The organism is Nonomuraea sp. NPDC026600, assembly GCF_040638335.1.
Taxonomy (GTDB): Bacteria; Actinomycetota; Actinomycetes; order Streptosporangiales; family Streptosporangiaceae; genus Nonomuraea.
The window spans coordinates 58798-84458 of record NZ_JBEZYD010000028.1; the positions used below are offsets into that span (position 1 = coordinate 58798).

At 69.9% G+C, this 25661-nt stretch carries 21 protein-coding genes; 9 read left to right on the forward strand and 12 right to left on the reverse strand.

What is annotated here, in order from left to right; genetic code table 11:
* The first annotated feature begins 42 nt into the window (after positions 1–42).
* Together AB0F17_RS44685 and AB0F17_RS44690 are read left to right on the forward strand one after the other, a co-directional pair.
* Positions 43–750 carry an ABC transporter ATP-binding protein gene (locus tag AB0F17_RS44685; protein WP_358036225.1) on the forward strand — a complete coding sequence of 236 codons (708 nt, stop codon included), beginning with the start codon at positions 43–45 and terminating at the stop codon, positions 748–750.
* Complete coding sequence (locus AB0F17_RS44690) at positions 747–3047, forward strand: FtsX-like permease family protein (protein WP_358036227.1); 2301 nt, start codon at positions 747–749, stop codon at positions 3045–3047. The genes AB0F17_RS44685 and AB0F17_RS44690 overlap by 4 nt, the downstream gene beginning before the upstream one ends.
* 56 nt (positions 3048–3103) lie before the next feature.
* On the opposite strand, the gene AB0F17_RS44695 is transcribed toward AB0F17_RS44690, so the two are convergent.
* A complete protein-coding gene (locus tag AB0F17_RS44695) occupies positions 3104–4057 on the reverse strand; it encodes a LysR family transcriptional regulator (protein ID WP_358036229.1) in 954 nt (317 codons plus the stop codon).
* 84 nt (positions 4058–4141) lie between these two features.
* Between AB0F17_RS44695 and AB0F17_RS44700 the strand changes: the two genes are divergently transcribed.
* The 3 genes from AB0F17_RS44700 (at position 4142) to AB0F17_RS44710 (ending at position 8791) form a co-directional block, all read left to right on the forward strand.
* On the forward strand, positions 4142–5425 hold the full coding sequence (locus tag AB0F17_RS44700; RefSeq protein ID WP_358036231.1) for an MFS transporter: 1284 nt from the start codon (positions 4142–4144) through the stop codon (positions 5423–5425).
* A 76-nt stretch (positions 5426–5501) separates the two neighbouring features.
* Positions 5502–7022, forward strand: coding sequence for an ABC transporter ATP-binding protein (locus AB0F17_RS44705; protein ID WP_358036233.1), 1521 nt, complete (start codon positions 5502–5504; stop codon positions 7020–7022).
* A complete protein-coding gene (locus AB0F17_RS44710) occupies positions 7019–8791 on the forward strand; it encodes an ABC transporter ATP-binding protein (RefSeq protein ID WP_358036235.1) in 1773 nt (590 codons plus the stop codon). Before AB0F17_RS44705 ends, AB0F17_RS44710 begins: the two co-directional genes overlap by 4 nt.
* 198 nt (positions 8792–8989) lie before the next feature.
* Here the strand turns inward: AB0F17_RS44710 and AB0F17_RS44715 are convergent, their stop codons facing one another.
* The 4 genes from AB0F17_RS44715 to AB0F17_RS44730 form a co-directional block, all read right to left on the reverse strand.
* Entirely contained in the window at positions 8990–9223 is a 234-nt protein-coding gene (locus tag AB0F17_RS44715; protein ID WP_358036237.1) for a hypothetical protein, read from the reverse strand.
* Between the two features lie 163 nt (positions 9224–9386).
* Positions 9387–9461 carry a hypothetical protein gene (locus tag AB0F17_RS44720; RefSeq protein ID WP_358036458.1) on the reverse strand — a complete coding sequence of 25 codons (75 nt, stop codon included), beginning with the start codon at positions 9459–9461 and terminating at the stop codon, positions 9387–9389.
* Between the two features lie 188 nt (positions 9462–9649).
* Positions 9650–11074 (reverse strand): type I glutamate--ammonia ligase, encoded by a 1425-nt coding sequence (glnA, locus tag AB0F17_RS44725; protein ID WP_358036239.1) that lies wholly within the window; start codon positions 11072–11074, stop codon positions 9650–9652.
* A gap of 94 nt (positions 11075–11168) precedes the next feature.
* Positions 11169–12224 carry a hypothetical protein gene (locus tag AB0F17_RS44730; RefSeq protein WP_358036241.1) on the reverse strand — a complete coding sequence of 352 codons (1056 nt, stop codon included), beginning with the start codon at positions 12222–12224 and terminating at the stop codon, positions 11169–11171.
* A gap of 88 nt (positions 12225–12312) precedes the next feature.
* Between AB0F17_RS44730 and AB0F17_RS44735 the strand changes: the two genes are divergently transcribed.
* The 4 genes from AB0F17_RS44735 to AB0F17_RS44750 are packed head-to-tail and all read left to right on the forward strand — an operon-like array spanning position 12313 to position 18751.
* A complete protein-coding gene (locus AB0F17_RS44735; protein ID WP_358036243.1) occupies positions 12313–12774 on the forward strand; it encodes an RDD family protein in 462 nt (153 codons plus the stop codon).
* Positions 12775–12834: 60 nt separating this feature from the next.
* Positions 12835–17121: a GH92 family glycosyl hydrolase gene (locus tag AB0F17_RS44740; protein WP_358036245.1), complete on the forward strand. Its 4287-nt coding sequence runs from the start codon at positions 12835–12837 to the stop codon at positions 17119–17121.
* A 59-nt stretch (positions 17122–17180) separates the two neighbouring features.
* The gene (locus tag AB0F17_RS44745; RefSeq protein ID WP_358036247.1) at positions 17181–17801 is read left to right on the forward strand and encodes a helix-turn-helix domain-containing protein; all 621 of its coding nucleotides are present in this window, start codon (positions 17181–17183) and stop codon (positions 17799–17801) included.
* Positions 17802–17812: 11 nt separating this feature from the next.
* Positions 17813–18751, forward strand: a complete 939-nt coding sequence (locus tag AB0F17_RS44750) for a hypothetical protein (protein ID WP_358036249.1) — start codon at positions 17813–17815, stop codon at positions 18749–18751.
* 115 nt (positions 18752–18866) lie between these two features.
* Here the strand turns inward: AB0F17_RS44750 and AB0F17_RS44755 are convergent, their stop codons facing one another.
* From AB0F17_RS44755 to AB0F17_RS44785, 7 genes are all read right to left on the reverse strand, one after another.
* The gene (locus AB0F17_RS44755; protein ID WP_358036251.1) at positions 18867–19631 is read right to left on the reverse strand and encodes a methyltransferase domain-containing protein; all 765 of its coding nucleotides are present in this window, start codon (positions 19629–19631) and stop codon (positions 18867–18869) included.
* 20 nt (positions 19632–19651) lie between these two features.
* Positions 19652–20332 carry a DUF4191 domain-containing protein gene (locus AB0F17_RS44760; protein WP_358036253.1) on the reverse strand — a complete coding sequence of 227 codons (681 nt, stop codon included), beginning with the start codon at positions 20330–20332 and terminating at the stop codon, positions 19652–19654.
* A 469-nt stretch (positions 20333–20801) separates the two neighbouring features.
* Entirely contained in the window at positions 20802–21731 is a 930-nt protein-coding gene (lipA, locus tag AB0F17_RS44765) for a lipoyl synthase (protein ID WP_358036255.1), read from the reverse strand.
* Positions 21732–21828: 97 nt separating this feature from the next.
* Complete coding sequence (locus AB0F17_RS44770; RefSeq protein ID WP_358036257.1) at positions 21829–22836, reverse strand: hypothetical protein; 1008 nt, start codon at positions 22834–22836, stop codon at positions 21829–21831.
* 68 nt (positions 22837–22904) lie between these two features.
* Positions 22905–23609: a lipoyl(octanoyl) transferase LipB gene (lipB, locus tag AB0F17_RS44775; protein ID WP_358036259.1), complete on the reverse strand. Its 705-nt coding sequence runs from the start codon at positions 23607–23609 to the stop codon at positions 22905–22907.
* A gap of 38 nt (positions 23610–23647) precedes the next feature.
* The gene (locus AB0F17_RS44780; protein WP_358036261.1) at positions 23648–24385 is read right to left on the reverse strand and encodes a peptidase E; all 738 of its coding nucleotides are present in this window, start codon (positions 24383–24385) and stop codon (positions 23648–23650) included.
* A 37-nt stretch (positions 24386–24422) separates the two neighbouring features.
* A complete protein-coding gene (locus AB0F17_RS44785) occupies positions 24423–25316 on the reverse strand; it encodes a TIGR01777 family oxidoreductase (RefSeq protein ID WP_358036263.1) in 894 nt (297 codons plus the stop codon).
* Positions 25317–25661 lie beyond the last annotated feature (345 nt).

Consider the following 25661-nt stretch of genomic DNA (forward strand, 5'->3'; position numbering starts at 1 on the left):
CTCACGTGGTCCTGTTGTCCGGCCCGGCCAGGCTGGCACACCATGGTCACGGAGAACATCGCGGGAGAGCCCGTCATACGGGTGGACGCCCTGCGCAAGGAATACGGCGAGGCCGCGGCACTGGACGGCGTCTGCCTGGAGATCCGCGCCGGAGAGTCGGTGGCGGTCATGGGCCCCTCGGGCTGCGGCAAGTCGACCCTGCTCAACATGGTCGCGGGCCTGGATCGCCCGACCTCGGGCACGGTCCTGGTGCACGGGCAGGACCTGGGCGGGCTGGACGAACGGGGCCTGGCGTTGTTCCGGCGCCGGCACGTCGGCATGATCTTCCAGTTCTTCAACCTCATCGACGACCTGCCCGCGCTGGACAACGTCGCCCTGGCCGCGCAGCTGGCCGGCACCCCGGCCAGGCAGGCGCGCCTGCGCGCGCTCGAGCTGCTCGGCGAGCTCGGCGTGGCCGAGCGCCGCGACAGCTACCCGTCGACGCTGAGCGGTGGCGAGCGTCAGCGGGTGGCCGTCGCGAGGGCACTGATGAACCGCCCGGCCCTGCTGCTGGCCGACGAGCCGACCGGAGCGCTGGACAGCCGCTCCGGCCGGCAGGTGATGGACCTGCTGGTCGAACTCAACCGGCTCGGCCACACCCTGCTGATCGTCACCCACGACCCGCAACTGGCCACCCGCTGCGCCACTCGGCTGGTCGAGTTCGCCGATGGCAGGGTGGTGCGCCAGAGCGCGCTGGAGCCGACCTCATGAGCGCGGTGTGGCAGGCCGCGCGGGCCGCTGTGTGGCGGCGCAGGCTCCAGACGGTGGTGATCGCTCTGGTCGTGCTCTGTTCCAGCACCACGGGCATGCTCGCGCTGGGGCTGCTCGACGCCGCCACCTCCCCGTTCGACGAGGCCTTCGGCAAGCAGAACGGGGCTCACGTGGTCGCCGCCTTCGACACCGCGAAGGTCTCGCGCGCCCAGCTCGAGAAGACCGTACGGCGGAAGGGCGTCGAGGCCGCGGCCGGCCCCTTCGACCAGACGACGGTCACCGTCCCCAAGGGGTCGCCCGCCGTACCCGCCGGACCCCTCGTCGTGGTCGGCCGCGCCGATCCCGCAGGTGCGGTGGACCGCGTCGAGGTCGTCAACGGACGCTGGCCCGCCGCCCCCGGCGAGATCATCATCAACCAGCGCTTCAACGTACCGCCCAAGCCCGGTGCCCTGGGCTCGAAGCTCAAGCTTCCCGGGGGCATGTCGCTGACCGTCGTCGGCTTTGCCACCAGCATGAGCCAGTCGGCCGGCGCGTGGGTGCGCCCCGGGCAACTGGCCTCGCCGGCCACCAGCCAGATGCTCTACCGCTTCACCTCGGCCGCGACGGAGGAGCAGATCCGCGCGAGCCTGGCCGCCGTCACCGCGGAGCTGCCCAAGGGGGCGCTGGGGACCTCCCGCTCCTACCTCTCCGTCAGGAAGGCCTTCTCCGGCCAGAGCGACGACTACCTGCCCTTCATGATGGTCTTCGGCGTCCTCGGGCTGGTGGTCGCGGTACTGATCGTCGGCAACGTGATCAGCGGCGCGGTCATCTCGGGGTTCCGGCACATCGGCGTGCTCAAGGCACTGGGCTTCACCCCGAACCAGGTGGTCGCGGTCTACCTCACCATGGTCTGCCTGCCCGCGCTGGCCGGCTGCGTCCTGGGGACCGTGCTCGGCGGCCTGCTGACGAAGCCCGTTCTCAAGTCCGCCTTCGCGGGGATCGAGACCGGCAACGCCACCATCGGGGTCGGCTCCTGGGTTCCGGTCGTCGTCCTGATCGCCATGCCCGTGCTGGCCGCGCTCGCCGCGCTGATCCCCGCCATGCGGGCGCGCCGGCTCTCGGCCGCCCGGGCCATCAGCGGGGGCAGCGCGCCGCGCGCCGGCCGGGGGCTGCGCGCGCAGCGTCTGCTCGGCGCGACCCGGCTGCCGCGCTCGCTCAGCCTCGGGCTGGGGCAGCCGTTCGCCCGCCCTGGACGTTCGCTCATGACCATGGGCGCCGTCATCCTCGGGGTGACCACGGTGGCCCTGTCCACCGGCTTGAGCAGCACTCTCGTCGTCTTCGCCAAGGCAAGCAGCGGCGGGGCCACCGAGTTCTTCGTACGCGCCGGCCGACCGGGGATGGGCCCCACACGGAAGCTGAACGACCCGGAGACCGAGAAGATGCTGCGCTCCCTGCCCGGCACCCTCAAGGTCACCCCGGGCATCTTCGTCGGCGTGCACCTGGCCGGCTCCCAGCAGCCGCTCGACGTGCACTTCCTGCGGGGAGACACGCCGAGCCTGGCCTCCCAGATCGTCGAGGGGCGCTGGATGGAAGGGCCGGGTGAGGTCATCGTCTCGCCGGCGTTCCTGGTCGAGCGGGGCCTGAAGATCGGTGACCAGGTCACGCTGACGGTCAAGAAGAAGCAGGCGCGGGCCACCATCGTCGGCAAGGTCATGGACGGCGGCGCGCGGTTCATCTGGTCCTCCTGGGAGACGCTGGCCGCTCTCGCTCCGCAGATCCCGGCCGACGTCTACAAGGTCCAGCTCAAGCCCGGCACAGACACCAAGGCCTACGCCCGGGCGGTCCGGTCCGCCGACCCGGGTCTGCGCGCGGAGATCGACGCGGACGAGGGAGAGTCCATCAGCACCCCCACCGTGGTCGGCTTCTCCTCGGTCTTCACCGTGCTGCTCACCCTCGTCGCGGCGCTGGGCGTGTTCAACACCGTCCTGCTGAACACCACGGAGCGCCGCCGTGACCTGGGCATGCTCAAATCGATCGGCATGACACCGCGGCAGGTCATGGTGATGATGATGGCCTCCATGGCGCTGCTGGGCACCGCGGCCGGGGTGCTCGGCATCCCCCTCGGGATCGCCGGGCACCGCGTCCTCGTGGACAGCGTCGCCTCCGTCGCCTTTCCCGAGTCGGCCAAGGAGATCTGGCACGCGCCGCAGCTCGCTCTGATCGCCCTGGCGGGCGTGGCGATCGCCGTTCTCGGCGCGCTGGTTCCCGCGCGGTCGGCGGCGCGGCTGACCATCGCCAAGGTGCTGCACACCGAGTAACGGGACTCCGGCGCCGCATCCGGCCGCGGCGCCGAGGTCAGCAGTCTCAGGCCCGCTCAGACGCTCATCGCGTACAGCACGTCGCGCAGGGCGGCCTCGCGGCTGCGCAGCCAGACCAGCCGCAGGGCCAGCGTCGGCGCGTCGTAGTCGAGCGGGACCGGTACGCCGGAGTCCGGCGCCGTCTCCAAGGGGCGGTCGCGGGGGACCGGCGCACCGTCCTTCTCGGGCGTGAAGTCGAGGGGGAGCGGCGCACCACGCGTCTCAGGGGTGAGGTCGAGCGGGATCAGCGCGCCGGAGGCGAGGTCCGCTTCCAGGACGAAGTCGGGGAGCAGCGCCCTCCCGAAGCCCTGCCTGGTCCACTCGCGAGCCGTGGCGATGCTGGTCAGCTCTCTGCGCGGCACCCGGGCACCGAACAGCTGGTCGGCCGCCAGCCGGATCGAGCAGCCCGGGGTGCTGACCAGCAGTGGCTCCCTGTCACCGTCCGGAGCCGCCACCAGCAGCAGCCTGACCTCGCCCACGTCCAGGAAGTCCAGGTCGGCCGGAGGAGTGAAGCCCAGGCCGCCGATCCGGGGACCGGAGTCGAGCAGGAGCGCCGCGTCCAGACCGCCGCCGGCCACCTCGGACAGCAATGCCTGCCTGGTCAGCGAGCATACGTCCACGTCCAAGTCGGGGCGGCGTTCGGACAGGTGGCGGACGATGGCGGGCAGCTTGGCCGCGGCCAGCATCTCCAGCGCCCCGATCCGAACCCGGTGACGCTCGCCGGTGACCGCACGCCGTACCTCGTCCGCGTGATCGAGCAGGTCCTGCGCCCGCGTGAGCAGGGTGACGCCGGGTCCGGTCAGGCGCATGCCCTGGGGCGTGCGCTCGAAGAGCGCGACGCCGAGGCTGTCCTCCAGTCGGCGCACCTGTTCGGACACCGAGGCCGGGGCGAGACCGAGGGTGTTCGCGGCCCCGGTGACGGTGCCCGCCCCTGCCACCGCCACGAACCCTCGCAACTGACGCAAGTCCACAAATGTCAGCATACGGTTTTCCCGAATGCCCCCTGCGGTTGCGCCTGTTGAGGGGAAATATCATCTTTTAGCAGGCTGAGGGGCATGAAGATGTTCGGTTTCTCCCTGGCCTACTTCTTGGTGATCCTCGACACGACTGTGCTCACCATCGCGCTGCCCGATCTGCGTGCCTCTCTGGGCGGCTCGCTGGCCGGGCAGCAGTGGGCGGTGAACGCCTACACCGTCGCGTTCGCCGCGTCGCTGCTCACCGGGGGAGCGGTCGCCGACCGGTACGGCGCCGCGCGGATCTTCAAGATCGGCGTGGTGGCCTTCGGCGTGATCTCGCTGCTGAGCGCCGCGGCGCCCCATCTCGGCGCACTGATCGTGTTGCGCGCCCTGCTCGGCGTGGCGGGCGCGCTCTGCACGGGCGGCTCGCTCGGCCTCCTGCCCGAACTCTTCCCCGACCCGGCCACCCGCGCCCGCGCCACCGGCCTCTGGGCCGCCATCACCGGCACCGCCCTGGTCGCGGGCCCGCTGCTCGGCGGCCTGCTGGTCGACTTGTACGGCTGGCGGGCCGTCTTCCTCCTCAACCCGCCCCTCGCCCTGATCAGCCTGCTGGCCATGCGGAAGGTCCGTTCAGGCCGTGGGCACCGCCTCATCGACTGGTGGGTGCAGGCGCTGGCCTGCGCGCTCCTCGGCCTGCTCGCCGAAGCCCTGATCGACTCGTCATTGATCGCCGGGCTGTCGGCCTTGGGCGCCTTGGCCGCGCTGGTGTTCGTGGAGCGCCGTAGCCACGCCCCCGTCCTGCCCGGTGGCCTGCTCGCGGTGACCTGGCCGGAGCTGCTGGCGGGCGCGGTGGCGAACTTCGCCTTCTCCGGCGCCCTGTTCGTCCTGACCCTGCTCCTACAGGACAGCCGCCACCTCACCCCGCTGGCCACCGGGCTGGCCTTCCTGCCCCTCACCCTCCCGATGACGGTGAACCCGCTGCTCACCGGCCGCCTGGTGGCCCGCTACGGCCCCCGCCCACCGATCCTCGGTGGCCTCGCCCTGCTCGCGATCGGCCTGGCCGGCGTCTCGCTCACCGACCTTTTGGCGCCATGGCTGGTCGTGATGGGCTTCGGGCTGTCGTTCGTGCTGCCCGCGCTGATGGCCGGCGTGGTCACCAGCGCGCCGCCCGGCACGGCGGGTACGGCGGGCGGTGTCCTCAACGCCTCCCGCCAGGTCGGCGCCACCCTCGGAGTGGCCGTACTCGGCGGCCTGGCCCACCCCCTGCCGGTGGCCGCCACCCTGACCGCACTGACCTGCGCCTGCTACGGCCTCGCGGCCCGCGCCCGACGGACGGTGCCGGCCGTTGGCTCACCGAAGGCGGTTGGACTTCCCGGGAAGTAATCGCGCGCTGGTCGTCACGAACGGCCGCTCAAGGGCGGGCAAAGAGGCGCCAAAGCCATGCTCTAGCGTGATCACCATGACGGCGGCTCGGTATCTGTGCTGGCTGGCCTGGGCGCAGAAGGGCCGGGTCGCGCTGGGCGCGACGCTGGGAACCCTCTGGATGGTGGGCCTGACGCTCCCGCCGTACCTGGTGTCCAAGGCGATCGACGACGACCTGGCGCCCGGCTGGGTGCTAGCGCTGCTCGGCGCGGGCCTGGTGAACGCCTGGCTGGCGATGTTGCGGCACCGCACGATGACCAAGATCCGGATGGACGCCAACTTCCGCACCGTGCGCGCCCTGGTCGAGCAGATCAACAAGCTGGGCGCCGACCTGCCCAAGCGCGCTTCGACGGGCGACGTGGTGACGATCGGCATCGGCGACGTCATCACCATCGCCGCCTCGCTGACGGTGACCGGCCCCGGCGTGGGCGCGGTGATCAGCTACGGCGTGGTGGCGGCGCTGCTGCTGCAGGTCTCCGTGGTGCTGGCCGTGGTGGTGCTGCTGGGCGTGCCGCTGCTGGCGATCCTGCTCGGCCCGCTGCTCGGGCGGCTGATGAAGGTGCAGAACGGCTACCGCGAGAACCAGGGCAGGCTGACCACCCGCCTGGTCGACCTGATCGAGGGGCTGCGGGTGCTCAACGCCTTCGGCGGCAAGGGCACCTACGCCGAGCGGTACCGCGCCGACTCGGCGAGTCTGCGCGAGCAGGGCTACCGGGTGGCGTCGCTGACGAGCTGGATCGGCGCGCTGGGCGCCGGATTGCCCGCCCTGTTCCTGGCCGCCGTCACCTGGCTGGGCGCCCGGCTGGCCGCCGAGGGGGCGATCACGGTGGGCGAGCTGGTCGGGGTGTACGGGTACATCGCCGTGCTGGTGGTGCCGGTCTCCTTCTTCATCGAGGGCAGCTTCCAGATCAGCCACGGCCTGGTCGCCGCCCGCCAGGTCACCCGCTTCCTCGCGCTGCGCGCCGAGGAGCGGCTCGGGCCCACAGGGCCGGAGGTCGCACCGGGGAGCCTGATGGGGCTGGTCAGCGCTCGTCCCGAGGAGAGTGTGGCGCTGCTCGAAGGGCTGGGCGGGTTCGACGGCACCGCCCTGATCGCCGACCACGACGCCGCCCTGTTCGCGGGCACGCTGCGCGAGGTCCTCCAGGGCCGGGGCGAGGCGGACGACGAGGCCATCCACCGGGCCGTGCACGTCGCCGCGGTGCAGGACGTGGTCGCGGGGCTGCGCCACGGGCTCGACTCGATGATCGAACCCGGCGGCCGCAACCTGTCGGGCGGCCAGCGTCAGCGCGTGCGCCTGGCCCGGGCGCTGCTGGCCGAGCCCGAGGTGCTGCTGGCCGTGGAGCCCACCTCCGCGCTGGACGCGCACACCGAGTCCCTCCTCGCGGGGCGGCTCCGTACGGCACGCGCCGGCCGTACGACGGTCGTGGCCACCACCTCGCCGCTGCTGCTCGCCCAGGCCGACCAGGTGCTGTACATCGAGGACGGGCGGGTGGCCGCCGCCGGCACCCACCGCGAGCTGATGGAGTCCACCCCCGCCTACCGATCGGTGCTCGCATGAACCGCGACCTGCCCATCGCCGACCGCCGGCAGGTACGGCGGGCCGCCTTACGCCTGGTCAGGCGCGACGTGCCGGGCTTCACCGCGACGCTGCTGCTCAACAGCCTCGCGGCGGCCGTGGCGCTGGTCAGCCCGTGGTTGCTGGGCCGCATCATCGACTCCATCAGCGCCGGAGGCACGGTCGACCTGCTCGCCGCGATCGCCGTGGGCGCGGCGCTGGCCCAGCTGGTCCTGTCCAGGTACGCCGAGAAGACCGGTACCCGCTTCAGCGAGCGTGTCCAGGAACGCATCCGCGCCGAACTCCTGGACCGCGTACTGGCCCTGCCCGCCGCCACGGTCGAGCACATCCGAACCGGCGACCTGACCGCCCGCGGAACCACCGACGTGGCCGTCGTCGGCAGCACCCTGCGCGACGCCGCCCCCGCGATCCTCGTCTCGAGCCTGCAGGCGCTCTTCCTGATCGTCGCCGTTTTCCTGGTCGACCCGGTCCTGGGCGCCTGCGGCCTGTTCGCACTGGCCGGCATCGTGGCCGCCTCCCGCTGGTACCTTCGCCGCGCCCGCCCCGCCTATCTGGAGGAAGGCGCCGCCCGCTCGGAGCTGGCCGAGCACCTGGCGGCCAACGCCGCGGGCGCCCGCACCATCGAGGCCCTGGGCCTGCAGGCCCAGCGCACGCGGGCGGTGGAACGGGTGATCGAGCGCAGCCGGGCCGCCCAGCTGCGGACCCTCTTCCTGCGCGGCGTGCTCTGGCCCTCGGTGGAGGTCTCCTCGCTCCTGCCGCCCGTGCTGGTACTGCTGCTCGGCGGGGTGCTCCTGGACCGCGGCCAGGTCACGCTGGGCGCGGTCGTCACCTGCGTGCTGTACCTGCGCCAGCTCGGCCAGCCGATCGAGACGATCCTGATCTGGCTGGAACAGCTGCAGAGCAGCGGCGCCTCCTTCGCCAGGATCGAGGGCCTCGCGACACCGGTGCGGGAGGAGGTCGCCGCCGCGGCGCCGCAGGGCGACCGCATCGAGGCGTCCGGCGTGCACTTCGCCTACGAAGGCGGCGACGACGTGGTGACCGGCGTCGATCTGACCGTACGGCCCGGCGAGCGCCTGGCCGTCGTCGGCCCCTCGGGAGCCGGCAAGTCCACCCTGGGCAAGCTGCTGGCCGGCATCGACCGCCCCCGCCTGGGCACGGTCACCGTCGGCTCGGTGCCCGTCGCCGACCTCTCCCCCGCCCGACTCCGCGAGCACGTCGTCCTGGTCACCCAGGAACAGCACCTGTTCCTCGGCACCGTTCGAGACAACCTGCTGCTGGCAGATCCGACGGCCGGCGACGACCGCCTGGGCAAGGCGCTGGCGGCGGTCGGCGCCGACTGGATCGCCTCGCTCGACGACGAGCTGGGGTCCCAGTCGTCCGGCGTCACCCTCGGCCCGGACCGGGTCCAGCAGCTCGCCCTGGCCAGGGTCATCCTGGCCGACCCGCACACCGTCATCCTCGACGAGGCCACCGCCATGCTCGACCCTCGTACGGCCAGGCGCGCCGAACGCTCGCTCGCCGCCGTCCTGGAGGGGCGGACCGTCATCGCGATCGCCCACCGCCTGCACACGGCCCGCGACGCCGACCGGGTGGTGGTCATGGACGACGGCCGGGTGGTGGAGGTCGGAGCCCACGACGAGCTGGTCGCGGCGGGCGGGGTGTACGAGGCGCTGTGGAGGTCGTGGCACGGCTCGCGGAGTGCCGGCGCCGAACACTTGAGCGGCAGCCGGCCTTCCCACGATCCGGCTTGACTTCGAACAGCCACCATGCCGAAGAATTCGAGCTGTACTGCGGTTGATGATTAGGCGCGACTTTCGTGCGGATGCTCGTCGACCTCCGTGATACCCCGGAGTCGCCATTGGCCACTCCGGGGGTTTGGCCGCGTGCCTCGCTAACCGTCTGAGCAGTTTCTCGTTGAGCTGCCAGACAGGAAAGTCTCTTCCATTCGCTCAGCAGGGTGTGAAGAAGATTTTCTGCGTGCCCGACAGCGTCCCCCACTCGCCAGGAGGCTGGCCGCAGCCGCTCCAGCGCTGGCCGACGACCTGGTCCCCGTCGTAGTAGCTGATGACGATGAGGAGGTCGCCCCCTGGCGGGGGAGGAGGAATAGCTTGAGCCGGGGTCGAGCCGAGAGCGAGCGCGCCGGCAGCCAACACCGCCGCTAAAACCCCTCGCTTGATGTTCATGGACGTTCCTCCAGATCCACCGTGCTTTTCAGGCCAGAGCGAATGCCAAGGCCATGTGCGTGATCTGACATCACGGTAACCGCCTTTGATCAACGCTGCCAGGAGCATGTCGATCATTTGTGTTCGGAGTGCCGGCGTGACGCTGCTGCGCCCACGCCGTCGCCTACCGGATCGCCTCTTTGCTGGAGCTATGCGGTTTGCGCCGGACGTATCCCGCCTTTTCCAGGCGGTCGATCATGTGCGTGACCGCGCCGGTGGGGGCGCCCGAGCTGAGTGCGCCGGCGGCGGGAAGGACAAGCACTACGCGGAGCGTGGTCAGTCGTCCCACGAGCACAGAAACGGCCCGGCATCGATCATGATGCCGGGCCGTTTCTGTGCTGGCCGAGGTTGCTCAGCGACGACGATCGCCGCCGGAAAACCGTGCCGTCACACGTCGTAGTAGAGCTCGAACTCGTGCGGGTGCGGACGCAGCCGGATCGGGTCGACCTCGTTCTCGCGCTTGTAGGCCACCCACGTCTCGATCAGGTCGGGCGTGAAGACGCCGCCTTCGAGCAGGTAGTCGTGGTCGGCCTCCAGGGCGCTGAGGACCTCGGGGAGGGAGCCGGGCACCTGCGGCACCTGGCGGGCCTCCTCCGGAGGCAGCTCGTAGAGGTCCTTGTCGACGGGCTCCGGCGGCTCGATCTTGTTGCGGATGCCGTCGAGGCCCGCCATGAGCATGGCCGAGAAGGCGAAGTACGGGTTGCACGACGGGTCCGGCACCCGGAACTCGATGCGCTTGGCCTTCGGGTTGGACCCCGTGATCGGGATGCGGACGCAGGCCGAGCGGTTGCGCTGCGAGTAGACCAGGTTGACCGGGGCCTCGTAGCCGGGGACCAGGCGGTGGTAGGAGTTGACCGTCGGGTTCGTGAACGCCAGCAGCGACGGGGCGTGCCGGAGCAGGCCGCCGATGTAGTAGCGGGCCGTGTCGGACAGGCCCGCGTAGCCGACCTCGTCGTAGAAGAGGGGCGAGCCGTCCTTCCACAGCGACTGGTGGCAGTGCATGCCGGAGCCGTTGTCACCGAAGATCGGCTTGGGCATGAACGTGACCGTGTGGCCGTACTCCAGGGCCGTGCTCTTGATGACGTACTTGTAGAGCATCAGGTTGTCGGCCGTCTTGAGCAGCGTGCCGAACCTGAAGTCGATCTCCGCCTGACCGGCCGTGCCGACCTCGTGGTGCTGCATCTCGACATCGATGCCGGCCTCGATGAGGTTACGCACCATTTCCGAGCGCAGGTCCGTGAAGTGGTCCATCGGCGGGACCGGGAAGTATCCGCCCTTGTAACGGGGCTTGTAGCCGAGGTTGCCGCCTTCGGTGGCCTTGCCGGTGTTCCAGGCGCCCTCGATGGAGTCGATGTAGTAATAGCCGGCGTTCTGCCTCGTCTCGAAGCGGACGTCGTCGAAGATGTAGAACTCCGCCTCGGGACCGAAATAGACGGTGTCGGCGATGCCGGTGCCCTTGAGGTATTCCTCCGCCTTGCGAGCCACGTTGCGCGGGTCGCGGCTGTAGGCCTCGCCGGTCAGCGGGTCGTGGACGAAGAAGTTGATGTTGAGCGTCTTGTGCTGGCGGAACGGGTCGATCACGGCGCTGGACGGGTCGGGCAGCAGCAGCATGTCCGACTCGTGAATGGCCTGGAAGCCGCGGATCGACGAGCCGTCGAACATGAGGCCATCGGTGAAGACGCTGGCCCCGAAGTTCTCGACCGGGAAGGTGAAGTGGTGCGTCGTCCCCGGCAGGTCGGTGAACCTGACATCGACGAACTGCACCCCTTCGTCACTGATGAACTTCAGGACGTCGTCGGCGGAGTTGAACACTCTCGAACCTCCCTGAGGACATGACTATCAGGCCGACATTAAGTCGTGGCCGTTTCCGAACGGTATCTCGGTTGTTTCGCACATGTTAAGCGGCTCATGTCGGATCCGAAGCGCGACACTCGCCCTTACGGTCTTCTTCGCCGCCCTTTTCCTCGTGCGGATCGTAGGGGTCGGACGGTGGACCGCTCGCTCCCACCGCGTCCGGAGCCGAGTCCGCGTAGGAGGGGTGGATGAAGGCGTCGTCCACGTCGCAGCGCGCGGGAGTGCTGCTGTGGCCCCAGTTCTCCAGCAGCAGGACGAGCTCTCCCGCCTCGCGGTAGACGAACACGCTGCCGGTGGGGTGAGCGACAAGGCGGATCGTCGTGGCGGGCTGTCCCGGGCGGTGCACGGCGTACACGACGAGGTGGTTCAGCTTCAGCAGCGCGCCGCTGCGGCCGTATTTCCTGGCCTTGGCCAGAGTGGTCCTGCCGCTGACCTTGATGACGTCGGTGGAGAGCCGGGCGGTCTTCGGGGCGAAGCTGATCACCCAGCCGCGGCTGTCGAAGTCGTCCTTGTCCTTCTTCCGCAGGTCCAGGTTCTTCCGGTACCAGGCGCGCTGCTCGCGATCGAGCAGCTTCATGAAGGCCGACGGCTTGCCGCCCATGAGCGTCTTGTGGTCGAGGTAGGCCGCGGCCATGAGGTCGCGGGTGCGGTCCAGGGCCTTCGCGACCTCCTTCTTCGACACGCCGCCGAGCGCCTTCGCCTTCGGCATCACGAAGCCCGCCGCGCCGTCGGCGTACTTCTCGGCGGGGGAGCCCGCGAAGGGATCCGCGGCGGTCTCCTCTCCCGGGGCCGCGGTCTGTACGCCGGTCGCCGCCGGGGCGGCCATCACCGGCTGGGTCTCCTCGGGGACCGGGCCCGCCGGCCGTACCGAAGGAGACAGCAGGTCGGGGCGGAAGGCGACGACCGCGCCCGCGGCGGCGATCACCGTGATCACCGCGACGGTGGCCAGCAGCCCGCGGCCGGCCCGCCCCAGAGGCCGCATGGCCTTGTCCGAGCGCGGCGGCCGGCTCCCCCGGGTGGCCGCCGCGCGCATCCTGCGCTGTTCGTCCGCGTCGATCTGCGCGATGAGCTCGTTGAAGCGCGCGTCTAAGTCATCCCCGTTCGTCATGGCGAACATGATGGGGGAGAAAGGTGATCTTTGTGGCGCGGTTGGGTCACGATCCCGACCGGCCCCCTGGCCGGATACCGTGGAGGGCATGAGCAGGAACGAACCGCGCTGGACCCAGACCTGGCTGGGGGGCGTCAGGGCGGCCGGGGTCGATCTCGGGTACCCGGGCGAACGCCTCGGCCTGCCCGAGCAGGGGAGCGGCTCGATCGCCGGGTGGGGGCGGCGCGTCGCCGCGCTGGTCATCGACTGGATGATCTGCACCTGGGTGGTCGTGCAGTTGGTGCTGAGGATGAACCCCGCGGAGTCGCCGTGGGCGGTCGCGGTCGTGTTCGCGGTGCAGTACGCGCTGCTCGTCGGGCTCATGGGGCAGACGTTCGGGCACCGGCTCGCGGGCATCAGGGTCGCCGCGCTGGACGGCGGCGATCCGCGGCTGCTGCCCGTGCTCATCCGCACGCTGCTGGTCAGCCTGGCCGTGCCCGCGCTCATCTGGGATCGCGACCACAGGGGAGTCCACGACCGCGCCTCCAACACGATGGTCGTTCGTATGTGAGCCTCATTGACAACGTTGTCTTCTCGGGATCTGCTGTTGACAACGTTGTCAGGAGGCGACATGCGGAGAGCACATCTTGCGGTCGTGGCGGCCGTGGCCGCACTGGGATTCGCCGGGTTATCCGGGGTGGCGGTGGCCGATCCGCCTCCGTCACCCCTGCCGTCGGACGCGCCGTCGGCGGCCCCCACGCAGCCGACGCCCATCGAGGAGGTGACGCCGTCCCCGAACGCGAGACGCGGGGCCGTGCGCACCGCCCCGCCGGGGGCGCTCTTCTACTCCTCCCTCGAAACCGCTGACCCGCAGCCCGCCTGGCTCAACACGGTGGACGAGGGCAGGAAGGCCGAGGGGATCACCGGCAGCACCACAGGCGGCATCCCGGGCAACATCACCGACGAGGTCGTCGACATCGCCGCCAGCGGCGAGAACACCGCCTCGGGTGAGGTGAAGGAGAACCTGCTCGACGGCGACGTCAACACCAAGTGGCTGGCGTTCACCAGCACGGGCTGGGTGTCGGTGAAGCTGTCAAAGCCCATCGCGGTCACCCGGTACGCCATGGCCTCCGCCAACGACGCGCCCCAGCGCGACCCGGGCGACTGGGCCCTGGAAGGGTCGGCGGACGGGCAGACCTGGACGGCCGTGGACACGCGGGCCGGAGAGGTGTTCGACGCCCGGCTCAAGACCCGCGAGTTCGACGTGGCGCATCCGGAGTCCTTCCTCTACTACCGGCTCAACGTCACGCGGATCGGCTCGGGCTCGATCGTCCAGCTCGCCGAACTCCAGCTCTCGGACGGCGACACCGCCCCGAAACCGCCCTCCGACATGCGCAGCCTGATCGGTCCCGGGCCCGGCAGCGGCTACACCGCCAAGCCCCGCGCCGGCTACACGGGCCTCAAGGCGCTGCGCTACTCCGGCAGCACGACCACCAGCGGCGGCGGCCACTCGGCCAACAAGGTGTTCGAAACGGACATCGAGGTCACGGCCGACACCGAACTGTCGTACGTGGTGTTCCCCGAGTTCACCGGGGCCTCGCTGAGCTACCCCAGCACGTACGCGAGCGTGGACCTGGCCTTCGCCGACGGCACGTACCTCAGCGATCTGAAGGCCAAGGACCAGCACGGCATCACGCTGACGCCACGGGCACAGGGCGAGTCCAAGACCCTCTACGCCGACCAGTGGAACTTCCAGCGCTCCCGCATCGGCGACGTGGCCAAGGGCAAGCGGATCAAGCGCATCCTGGTCGCGTTCGACGCGCCGGCCGGGCCGCTGCCGTTCAAGGGCTGGCTCGACGACATCACGCTCGTCAACGCCGAGCCGCAGCGGGTCGCGAGCCTGGCCGACCATGTGGTGACGACGCGCGGCACCCAGTCGACCGGCGGCTTCTCGCGGGGCAACAACTTCCCGGCCACGGCCGTGCCGCACGGGTTCAACTTCTGGACGCCGATGACGGGCTCCGGGTCGAACTCGTGGCTGTACGAGTACCACCGCAACGGCAACGCCGACAACATCCCGACCATCCAGGCGTTCGCCGCCAGCCATGAGCCGAGCCCCTGGATGGGCGACCGGCAGTCCTTCCAGGTCATGCCGTCGCTGCTGGCCACGCCGAACCCCGACCGGGTCGCCAGGGCCACCCCGTTCCTGCACTCGGGCGAGACCGCCAAGCCGTACTACTACGGGGTCGACCTGCTCAACGGCATCCGTACGGAGATCGCGCCCGCGGACCACGCGGCGGTGTTCCGCTTCACCTTCCCCGGCGACAGCGGCAGCCTGATCTTCGACAACTACAACAACAACGGCGGTCTGACCATCGACCAGGGCGTCGTCACCGGCTTCACCGACACGCGGAGCGGCCTGTCGGCGGGCGCCACCCGGATGTACGTCTACGCGGTCTTCGACCAGCAGCCCACCGCCGGCGGCAAGCTGACCGGCGCGGGCCGCGACAACGTGACGGGCTATGTCGCCTTCTCCGCCAAGCAGGTCACGATGCGCATCGCCACCTCGTTCGTCGGTGTGGAGCAGGCCAAGCGCAACCTTGAGCTGGAGAACGGCACGTTCGACGAGGTCAAGGCACGGGCCCAGCGCGCCTGGGAGGACAAGCTGGGCACCGTCGAGGTCGAGGGCGCCACGCCCGACCAGCTCACCACCCTCTACTCGAACCTGTACCGGCTGTTCCTCTATCCGAACTCGGGCTTCGAGAACACCGGCACGGCCGCCACCCCCGCCTACAAGTACGCCAGCCCGGTTTCGGCCAGAACCGGACCCGACACCCCCACCCAGACCGGGGCCAAGATCGTGGACGGCAAGATCTACGTCAACAACGGCTTCTGGGACACCTACCGGACCACCTGGCCCGCCTACTCGCTGCTCGCGCCCGAGGCGGGCGAGCTGATCGACGGGTTCGTCCAGCAGTACCGCGACGGCGGCTGGATCGCCCGGTGGTCCTCGCCCGGCTACGCCGACCTCATGGTCGGCACCAGCTCGGACGTGGCCTTCGCCGACGCCTACAGCAAGGGGGTGCGCGGCTTCGACGCCAGGTCGGCGTACGCGGCGGCGGTGAAGAACGCCACCGTCGTGCCGGCGAACTCGGCCGTCGGCCGCAAGGGACTGCAGACCTCGATCTTCCGCGGGTACACCGCGCTCAACGAGGTAGGCGAGGGCCTGTCCTGGGCCATGGACGGATATATCAACGACTTCGGCATCTCGACCATGGCCGCGTCCCTGGCGAAGACCGCCACCGGCGCGGAGAAAGCCAGGTATCTGGAAGAGTCCGAATATTTCCGTAACAGGGCCCTGAACTACGTCAACATGTTCGATCCGGAGGTGGGCTTCTTCCAGGGCCGCGACTCCACGGGCAAGTGGCGGCACACCAAGGCCGACTACGACCCCCGCGTCTGGGGCTACGACTACACCGAGACCGACGGCTGGAACATGGCCTTCCACGCACCCCAGGACGGCACCGGACTCGCCGCCCTCTACGGCGGGCGCGCCGGCCTGGCCAAGAAGCTCGACGACTTCTTCGCCGACCAGGAGACGGCCACCTTCCCCGGCTCGTACGGCGGCGTGATCCACGAGATGCGCGAGGCCAGGGACGTCCGCATGGGCCAGTACGGCCACAGCAACCAGCCCTCGCACCACATCATCTACATGTACGACCACGCGGGCCAGGCGTGGAAGGCGCAGGCCAAGGTCAGGGAGGCGCTGTCGCGGCTGTACCTGGGCAGCGAGATCGGCCAGGGCTATCCGGGCGACGAGGACAACGGCGAGATGTCCGCCTGGTACGTCTTCAGCGCCCTCGGCTTCTACCCGCTGCAGGCCGGCAGCCAGGACTACGCGATCGGCTCGCCGCTGTTCACCAAGGCCACCGTGCACCTGCCCGGCGGCAAGGACCTGGTGATCAAGGCTCCGGCCAACAGCGCCAAGAACGTCTACGTCCAGGGTCTCAAGGTGAACGGCAAGGCGTGGAAGTCCACCGCGCTGCCGCACGACGTGCTGGCTCGCGGGGCCGTACTGGACTTCGCGATGGGGTCCAAGCCATCCACGTGGGGCGAGCCGCCCGAGTCGATCACGCCTGACGGCGAGACGCCCCGGCCGATGCGCGACATCCCGGTCACCGGCGGCCCGGCGGCGCTGTCGGACGACACCTCGCTGACCGAAGCCACCATTTCCGGAAATATCACCCTCCAGGCGGGGACGCGGGAAAAGGTGGACTTCTACACCATCACCTCGGCGGCCGCCGGTGCCCTGTCGTGGCAGCTCGAAGGCTCCTACGACGGCACGACCTGGACGGTCATCGACCAGCGTGAGGGCCAGGCGTTCGACCAGGCGAAGCAGACCCGGCCCTTCAAGGTCGCCCGTCCCGGCCGGTACGCCCAGTACCGCCTCACCACCTCCGGCACGCTGGCCGAGCTGGAGCTGCTGGCAGTACCGGATCCGACCTGCACGCAGACCGTCACCGGCACCCACAGCGGACCGCTCACGGCCGGCACCGGCGTGACCTGCCTGGCGGCGGGCGCGGACGTGACCGGCCCCGTCGTCGTACGCCAGGGCGCGTCGCTGATCGCGCGGGGCGCCACGATCGGCGGGCCGGTCACGGCGGTGGGCGCGGCCCGGCTGGTCCTGGTGGACACCTCCGTGGGCGGACCGCTCACGGCGACCTCGGTGAAGGAGCTGGCGTTGGAGAAGTCGACGGTCGGCGGGCCGGTCACGCTGATCGGCGACAGCGGGCCGCTGATCGCCGCCAGTACGGTCAAGGGACCGCTGACCTGCGCGGGCAACTCACCGGCACCGACCGGGAACGGCCTGCCCAACACGGTCTCCGGACCGTCGGTGGGGCAGTGCAAGGGTCTCTAGCCGGGCAATAAAACCGTACCGGGTTAGATTTTAAACCCGGTACGGTTTATGCTGCCCTCATGATGATGGCGGGGCTCAGGGAGAAGAAGAAGGAGCAGACGCGGCGGCGGATCGCCGAGGTGGCGCTGCGGATGTTCGCCGAGCGCGGCTACGAGGCCGTGACGGTCAACGAGATCGCCGAGGCGGCCGAGGTCGCGAAGGTCACGCTGTTCACCTATTTCCCGACCAAGGAGTGCCTGGTCCTCGACGTGGTCAAGGACGACACGGCGAAGATCGTCACCGAGCGGCGGCCGGGGCAGACGCCGCTCGGGGCGCTGCGCGAGCACTACCGGGCGTTCGCCGCCGAGGGGCTGGGGGAGGTCGACGTCGAGGGCCTGCTGACCCGGATCCGGGTGATCTCGGCCAGTCCGGCGTTGATGGCGGGGCTGCACCAGACCCAGGCGGGGCAGCGCTACGAGCTGGCCGCCGCGCTGGCGGGCGCGCGAGGTGTGCCGGGCGGGGTGTGCGAGCTGCTGGATCAGCTCATGGCCGCGCAGATCACCGCCGTGATCACGACGCTGCAGGAGGGGTTCTTCCAGCGGCTCGTCGCGGGGACGCCCATCGCGGAGGCGGGTCGTCGGCTGGCGGGCGACGTCGCGCTCGCCTTCGATCTCCTTGCGCACGGCTTTACCGACAAATAAGGGGATATTTCGTGAAAAAAGGCATCAACTATGACACGGGGTTCCTGCCGGGGGAGAGCCTGTCGCGCGCGGCGTTCGACGCCGAGACGGTCGGGCGCGAGATGCGGGTGATAGCCGATGAGCTGCACTGCGCGGCCGTACGCGTCTCCGGCGGCGACCCGGTGCGGCTGAGCGTGGCGGCCGAGCAGGCCGCCGCTGCCGGGCTGGAGGTCTGGTTCGCGCCCTTCCCCGTCGACCTGCCGACGGAACGGATTATCCCCCTCTACGCCGACTGCGCCGAACGAGCCGAGGCCGTACGGCGGAGCGGCGCCGAGGTGGTGCTGGTCACCGGCTGCGAGACCAGCGCCTTCTGCGAAGGGTTCATGCCCGGAGCCGACTACAACGAGCGCATGCGGGCGATGATGTCGGCCGACATGGAGTGGTGGCAGTCGCTGGGCACGATCATGGGCCGCTTCAACGGCTTCCTCGGGGAGGCCGCCGAGACGGTCAGGCCGCTGTTCGGCGGCCGGATCACCTATGCCTCCGCGCCGTGGGAGTTCGTCGACTGGACGCCGTTCGATCTGGTCGGCGTGGACGCCTACCGTGCCGCGTACAACGCCGGCAGTTTCGTGGAGGAGCTGCGCGGCCATTTCAAGCACGGTAAGCCCGTCGTGGTGACCGAGTTCGGCACCTGCGCCTACGAGGGGGCGGGGGAGCGCGGGGGCATGGCGTGGGTCGTGCCCGACGGCTCCGAGCGCGACGAGGGCGAGCAGGTCCGCTACCTGAACGAGCTGCTCGATGTCTTCGAACAGGAAGGCGTCGACACGGCCCTGTGGTTCACCTTCGCCTCCTACAACCGGCCCGGCGACGCCGACCTCGGCGCGTACGGCGTGGTCAGGATGCTCGACGCGACCCGCTGGCAGCCCAAGGCGGCCTTCCACGCAATGGCGGCCAGGTACGGGCGCGACTGACTCCGTCCGGCTAGGGCGCGTGGCCGGGCGGCCGGTCACGCGGTCGCGCGGCGGGTTGCGCGGTTGCGCGGCGGGTTGCGCGGTTGCGCGGCGCGTCAGCCGGTCGCGCGGCCGGTCAGGCGCGTGCGCAGCTGAAGATGGCGGTGCCCGGTATGTGCTGGCCGCGTAGCGGACTCCAGCCGCCCCACACCCGGTCATGGCCCGCCGGCCACTCGGGCTCCAGCAGCCCCGTCACGGTCAGCCCCGAGGCGACGATCAGGCCGACCCAGTCGCCCATCGTCCGATGGTGCTCGACGTAGGTCGGCGTACCGTACTCGTCCATCTCGACATAGGGCGAACGGTCGAAGTAGGACCGGTCGGACGTCAGCCCGCGCGGCCCCGGATCATCGGGGAACGCCCACCGGATCGGATGGCTGACCGAGAACACGAACCGGCCCCCCGGCCTGAGCACCCTGCCCACCTCCCGGAACACGGCCAGCGGATCGGCCACGAACGGCAGCGCCCCGAACGCCGAGCACGCCAGATCGAACGACCCGCCGGCGAACGGGAGCACCTCGGCGTCGGCCTGCACCACGGGGACGTGCACGCCGGTGTCGAGGTCGATCCGCTGCGAGTGGCGCAACTGCCGGTGCGACAGGTCGAACGCGGCCACCTCGGCCCCCTGCCCGACCAGCCACCGCCCGCACTGTGCCGCGCCGCAGCCCATCTCCAGCACCCGCCGCCCGCGCACCTCGCCCAGCAGGTGCGCCTCGGCCTCGTCGACGCCCTCGGGGCACCAGACGAAGCCGGAGTCACGCAGGAACTCGCCGTGTTCGACCTGGTAGTCGTCGGCGTTGCCGTCCCACCAGCCGCGGTTGGCCCGCGACGAGTCCGACAGCATCGGCGCACTCCTCAACGGCACTAGCGCATCTTGGGGCCGCGCGGCACGCGCGCGCCCCTGGGCATCGGGCCCTTGGGCATCGGCATGTTCTTGGGGAGGGAGCGCAGGCGGTCCTTCACCTCGTTGACCGCGGGCTTCTTCAGGTTGCGCGGCAGTTTCATGATGTGGCGCTGGAGCTTGCCCAGCGGCACCTGTCCCTCGCCGTCGCCGCACTGGATGTCGTAGATCTCGACGCCCAGCACCACCCGCGCGACGCGCTTCTTCTCGGCCGCGAGCATCTTGGCCACCCGGTTGCCGGGCCCCTCGGACACCAGCACGACACCCGGGAACCCGATCACGAGGTGGATCAGGTCCTGGTCACGGTTGACCGCGATGGCCGGAGTGACCTGCCAGTTGCCCCGCATCCCCTGCAGCACCGCGGCGGCGGCGCCGGTCTGGCCGTGCAGGATCGAATACTGGGCTTTCTGAGCCAGTTGCCCGAACACCACGAGGCCGACGGTGAGCGCGGCGAGCACGCCGAGGAACACCGAATACCACAGATAGTCCGTGACCAGCCCGATCACGACGACCACAGCCAGCGTGCCGACCGCCGAAAGGAAGACGATCGGCAACCCCTTGGGGTTGGCCTGCTTGATGATCTGCGCGATCATGCGGAACTGCTTGATGCGTCCCGGCTTCTCTGGATCCTCGGACTTTGCCATGCTTCGAAGAATACAAACCAACCGCCCGGGATACGAAAACGCCCATGGTCAATCGGGCAATTTTCTTTTACGGCAGAGCACGGTGAGCCCCAGTCGCCGTCCGGGGCCGGGCTCTGTCCAGGGGGACGCTCCTCCGGTGATGCGGGGCCGGGCGCCGTGACGAGACGGTGAGACCCCGGCCTACGTGATCGTGCGGGCGGGTTCTCCCAGGTGCAGGGGCTGACCGGTGATCGTTTGCCCGGGATCTGCCCGCACCGTGTCAAAGACCACGAGCCTGGTGCCAGGGCACTGGGTCGGTCACCGCCACCGTGACCGAAGTGTCATCGGCCGTTATCGAATCGTAGGACGAGCGGACGCCTCCGAGGTGCGTACCGCGGTCCGGCCGGAGCTGCCGGCGGTCACTATGCACGGCGCGACACGAAGAAGACCGCCTCCTGACGGAGACGGTCTTGACCGCGGCCCGGGAGCTTCAGGCGCTCTGGCGGGCCTCGATGGCCTGCTTGTAGAGCCGGCCGGCACGGTAGGAGGAGCGGACGAGCGGGCCCGACAGCACGCCCGCGAAGCCGATCGCCTCGGCCTCCGCCTGGAGCTCGACGAACTCCTCCGGCTTGACCCAGCGCTCCACCGGGTGGTGGCGGGGCGTCGGGCGCAGGTATTGGGTGATCGTCAGCAGGTCGGTGCCGGCGGCGTGCAGGTCGCGCATCGCCTCCACGACCTCCTCACGCGTCTCGCCCATGCCCAGGATCAGGTTGGACTTGGTGACCAGCCCGGCCTCGCGGGCCATCGTGATCACACCCAGCGAGCGGTCGTAGCGGAACGCGGGCCGGATGCGCTTGAAGATCCGCGGCACGGTCTCGACATTGTGCGCGAACACCTCAGGCTTGGCCGAGAACACCTCTTCAAGCTGCTCGCGGTTGCCGTTGAAGTCGGGCACCAGCAGCTCGACCCCGCAGCCGGGCAGCAGCGCGTGGATCTGCCGCGCGGTCTCGGCGTAGAGCCAGGCACCGCCGTCGGGCAGGTCGTCGCGGGCCACACCGGTCACCGTGGCGTAGCGCAGGCCCATCTGCTCGACCGACTCGGCCACGCGGCGCGGCTCGTCCTTGTCGTACTCCTTGGGCTTGCCGGTGTCGATCTGGCAGAAGTCGCAGCGGCGCGTGCACTGGTCGCCGCCGATGAGGAACGTCGCCTCGCGGTCTTCCCAGCACTCGTAGATATTGGGGCAGCCCGCCTCTTCGCAGACCGTGTGCAGGCCCTCCCGGCGCACGAGCGATTTCAGCTCGGTGTATTCGGGGCCCGTCCTCAGCTTGGTCTTGATCCACGGGGGCTTGCGCTCGATAGGGGTTTCGGCGTTGCGCACCTCCAGGCGGAGGAGCTTTCGGCCTTCAGGAGCAACGGTCACCGCCCCAGCTTACGTCGCGCCGCACGCTGCCCCACTCCCAGGGCGGCCTGTCGGGCGGGCGCCTCGGATGATCCTCGGCCTCCAATGATCCTCAGCCTCAGATGACGAGGCCGAGGCTGCGGATCGCGCGGGTGTAGTGGCGGAGCAGTTCGTCGTCGATGCGATCCGACTCGGCCGAGCCGAGCAGCTCTGAGCCGGGCTCGGCGGTGAGGACGCCGTTGGGCGTCAGCAGCGCGGGGAAGCCATCGGGGGCCGGCGGCGCGGGGGACAGCGCGGCCTGCCTGATCGACGTCACGTTCTCGCCGCGCAGCGCGGCCGACTGCATCGGGGCGACGTAGCTGCCGCTCGCCAGCAGCCCGTCGATCTCGGCCAGTTGCCCGGCCGTGAGGACCCGCAGGGCTCTGACCCGCCGCTGTTCGTGCTTGCGGGCATCGCCGGAGCGGGCCAGCCGTTTCAGGCAGTACTCGGTGAGCAGCACCGGGCCACCGAGCACCCGCCCGATGATCCGGCCCAGGAAGCCGGCCACCTCGTAGCTGGTGCTCCTGGCGCCCAGCGCGCCGAGCGATGAGGCGATCTTCGTCTGGGCCTCCTCGCGCACCCGCAGCGGTGCCGCTCCGAGGAGCGCCTCCCGCCATTCGCCCAGCGTCGAGAGCGCGCCGTTCACGATGAGTTCGTCGCCGGTCGGCAGCTCCGCGTACGCGCCGGCCAGCAGCGCGACCCGCTGCCTCGGCGACAGGGCCAGCCACGAGGGCAGCCCGATGACCAGCACGGGTGTCCTGAGCAGGCCGTTGCGCGAATAGCCGGCGCCCAGGACCAGATCCCTGACCGCCACCTTCTTGGGACGCCGGACGCCGATCCGGTCGGCCACCCGGTCCGCCATGCCGTACAACTGCCTGGCCGCGGAGGGATCGAGGACCTCGGCGTCGGCGGGCAGGCGGCCGAGGCGCGGCCGCAGCATCCACCCGAGGGCGATCAGCAGGCCGCCGAGCGCCCACGCCGCGGCGAACTGGGCGTTGACCACGATCGTCCACCCGCCCAGCACGACGAACGCCAGCGTCAGTGTGTGCACGATGAGCGCGAGGACCAGAGCCGCGAGTCGCTTCACAGCCCGATCGTAAGCAGGCAAATGCCAGATTTCACCGTGATTCCCGCACCGCTTCGGTTACCGGTCGGCTAGCCGTGTCCGGTCATACGCATGAGGTCTTCTTCGTGCAGGTCGTACGGCTCCAGGCCCAGCGCCTCGGCCAGCCGTTTCTCGGCGATCGGCAGAACCTCATCGACCACGATCCGTCGGCCCGTCTCGGCGGACAGCGAGGAGACGCCCACGTCAGGGATGCCGCATGGAACGATCCGGCTGAACCACCGCGGATCGTTGGCGCAGTTGAGCGCGAAGCCGTGCATCGTGACGCCGCGCGAGACGCGGATGGCGACCGCGCCGAGCTGACGGTCGGGCAGGCCGAGGCTGGGATCGCCCGCGGCCCAGACCCCGGCCCACCCCGGCACCCGCCTGGCCGTGACGCCGAAGTCAGCGCAGATCTGGATCATCGTGTCTTCGAGCCGGCCGATGTAGCGGGTCACGTCGCCGACCTCGATGATCGGGTAGGCGACGAGCTGGCCGGGGCCGTGCCAGGTGATGCGGCCCCCGCGGTCGACGTCGATCACGGGGGTGCCATCAGAGGGACGTTCGTGCGGAGCGGTGCGCTTGCCGGCTGTGTAGACGGGCGCGTGCTCCAGGAGCAGGACCGTGTCGGTCAGCTCACGGGCGACTCGCTTGCCGTGCACCCAGCGTTGCAACTGCCAAGCCTGCTCGTAGGGGACGTCGACGCCGAGGCGGACGATGGCCAATGCGTGGGGGTCGACCCCGTGCTTGGGGCGCATGTGTCCATTGTGCCGTTCCCTCACGCATCAAGGGTAATTCAGGAGGTCAGCAGCCGGGGCTCGATCCGGAACTCCTTTGCCCCTTCGGCCCCGTCATGCTCGATCCTGTAGGCATATCCGGCTGGATCGGTGGTTACGGCCTGGATGAACTCGGTGCCCACGTAGTGCAGCGCCACGCCCTCGTCGGCGGCGTAGCCCTCGGGCAACTCCCCGCTGGCCACCGACTGGTGCAGCAGCGGCCGGCGTTGCGGCTCGGAGTTGTAGTGGACGCCGCAGGAGTAGGGCAGGAAGGCCAGGCCGTCGGCCCACACGTTCAGCTCGGGGCCGAAGGAGTCGGTGTTGCCGCCGACGTGCCAGCACAGCGCGCCCGCGCTCTGCCCGGACAGCACCACACCGGACCGCCACGCTTCCTCGAACGCCTCGTCCAACCCGTGCAACCGCCAGAGAACCGCCAGGTTGGCCACGCTGCCGCCGCTGACATAGATCATGTCCTGCTCGAGCATCCACGCCCGGGGATCCTTGACATTGGGCATCGGGAACACGGTCAGATGGCTCAGCTCAACGTCCCACCCGGCGAAGGCGCCGTACATCTTCAGCAGCCAGTCGGCGCTGTCCCCCGTCGCGGTGGCGACCAGCCCCAGCTTCGGCCGGTCCTGGCCGGTCAGGTCGAGGCCGTAGCGCAGCAGCGGGCTCGCCTCCAGAAAGCCGTGACGCTCGGTCGGGCGGAACGATCCACCGCCGATGGCAAGAATGTGTGACTGGCCGGAGCTGGTCATGTTGATGTCTCCCACATGGTAAAGGACGAACGGCACTTTAGATTATGGCGCTGAACGCCGCGTCGAGGTGGCTATGGGTGAATCTGTAGCCGGTATCGGACAGTTTTCCGGGCAGAATCCGGTGGCTGGGCAAGAGCCCTTCCCGCGCGAACTCACCGAGGCCGATGCTCAGCGCGAAGGCCGGAACGGGCATCGGCACAGTGCCCTTACGCAGGGCTTTCCCGAGCGTGGTGGTGAACTCGGCATTGGTGACGGGATTCGGCGCGGTCACATTAACCGCCCCCACCAAATCCCGATTTTTCAGGATATGCAGTACGGCCTGCACCCAATCATCCTCGGATATCCACGACCAGTACTGCTTCCCACTCCCCAGGGGCGCGCCGAGCCCCATCTTGAAGATAGGCAGCATCCGCCCGAGCGCCCCGCCCCGCCCGCTCAGCACGAGGCCGGTACGCACCTGCGCGGCCCTGACCCCGAGCTCCCCGGCGGCCCTGGCCTCACCTTCCCAGAGCTCGCACAGGTCGGCGAGGAACCCGGTGCCCTTCCCCTGGTACTCATCGATGACCCGATCCCCGGTATCGCCGTAGAAGTCCACCCCGGAGGCCGACACGAGCACCTCGGGGGGCCGCGAGAGCTGGCGTAGCGCGTTGACGAGCACACGAGTCCCGTCGACCCGGCTCCGCACGAGCTCGCGCTTGTACGCCTCACTCCACCGCCGGTCGGCGATGGGCGCTCCGGCCAGATGGACGACCCCCTCGGCCCCTTCGAGCGCCGAAAGATCGATCACATCCTCCCGAGGCTCCCAATAAGCCTCTTCATCACCCTCCGGAGGCCGCCGCACCATCCTGACAACCCGCTGTCCCTGACCTTGAAGAGCCTCGGTCAACAGCCCGCCGAGCAGCCCCGACGCCCCCGTAACGATGATCGTCATACTCCCACACTACGCCGGGGCCTCCCCACGACTCACCCGCTCCCCGTCTGGAGTGTCGACCGTCTGACACCCACCACCCGTAAGGAAGTTGACCGCCGTACCACCGAAAGGACCTGGGGGAATTTCGGCGGCCCGATAATTGGCCTTTTGGAGGTCTTGACGGGCGATTGCCCCGCTGCTTGACTCCGTTGTGATCAAGAGCCTGCCGCGTTCGGAAAGGGGTGAGGGGGCGCTCGCTCTTATTCTTCAGGGTTAGTTCGGTGGCCAGGCTCTGCCCCGGAAAGAGGCGGAGTGCGGCGTATCTAACCAGCGTCTACAACGCTCTTGATTCATGCCTGCATGGCG